Origin of the sequence: Teichococcus vastitatis (assembly GCF_003604215.1) — a bacterium.
GTDB classification, from domain to species: Bacteria; Pseudomonadota; Alphaproteobacteria; order Acetobacterales; family Acetobacteraceae; genus Pseudoroseomonas; species Pseudoroseomonas vastitatis.
In genome coordinates this window covers 1-845 of record NZ_QXGS01000195.1, presented here as the reverse complement: position 1 = coordinate 845, position 845 = coordinate 1, and the positions used below count along the sequence as shown (strand labels likewise).

The window sequence follows — 845 nt, the reverse complement described above, 5'->3', positions numbered from 1 at the left end:
CGTGACATCCGAGGCGCCCCCTGCGGTGTAGGGTACGACGATCCGGATGGGCCGGTCAGGCGCCCAGGCGGATCGCGCATGCGCAAGGCCGGCAAGGGCCGGGACGGCCAGGACGGCACGACGCGTGACACGCTGCAGCATGGGCCACCTCCTCCTACCTTCAGTAAGCCGGCTTCGTGGGAAACCACCCGGGACGCCTGTCATCGAGGTAGGCTCCCTCGATCCGGGTGACGGAGTGCCGTTCAACCAAGCCCTCGTCCACCGTGACGCCCAGGCCAGGACCTGTGGGCACCCTGAAGCAGCCATCCTCCAGCAGGAAGCCGTCTGTGACGACATCACCCGAGAGAAACGCGTACTCGGTGTCCAGCGCGATGGTCATGTTCGGGATCGCGGCCGCGAGGTGGAGGTAGGCTGCTTGCGAGGGGCCGAGTTCCGCGCCGGAATGCAACGTGACCGGGATGCCGACGGCCTCGCACACCGCGGCTTGCTTGACCACCTGCCAGAGTCCGCCCGCCTCATGCGGGTCCAGCAGGACCACGTCCGCCGCCTCGGTGCGGACGATGTTGCCAATGTCGGACAGCGTGTAGGCGCTCTCGTCAAGCGCAATCGGTACCGGCTGCATCCGGCGCAGCAGCGCGGTTCCGGCGAGGTCGTCCAGCTCGAGCGGCTGCTCGATGTACTGCAGGTCGAAGGGCTTCAGGCGCTCCAGCATCCGCCTCGCTGTTCCCGGGGTCCAGGCGCCGTTGACGTCGGCGCGCAGGTGCAGGTCTGGGCCAATAACCTCGCGCACCGCCCGCACCAGGGCGATGTCGGTCTGCTCGGACATGCCGATCTTGACCTTGAAG

1 protein-coding gene is annotated in these 845 nt (G+C 67.8%); it reads right to left on the bottom strand.

From position 1 onward, the window contains the following. Positions 1-160: 160 nt before the first annotated feature. A partial coding sequence (locus tag D2K64_RS23880) for a mandelate racemase/muconate lactonizing enzyme family protein (protein WP_274379335.1) occupies positions 161-845 on the bottom strand: 685 nt, incomplete at its 5' end.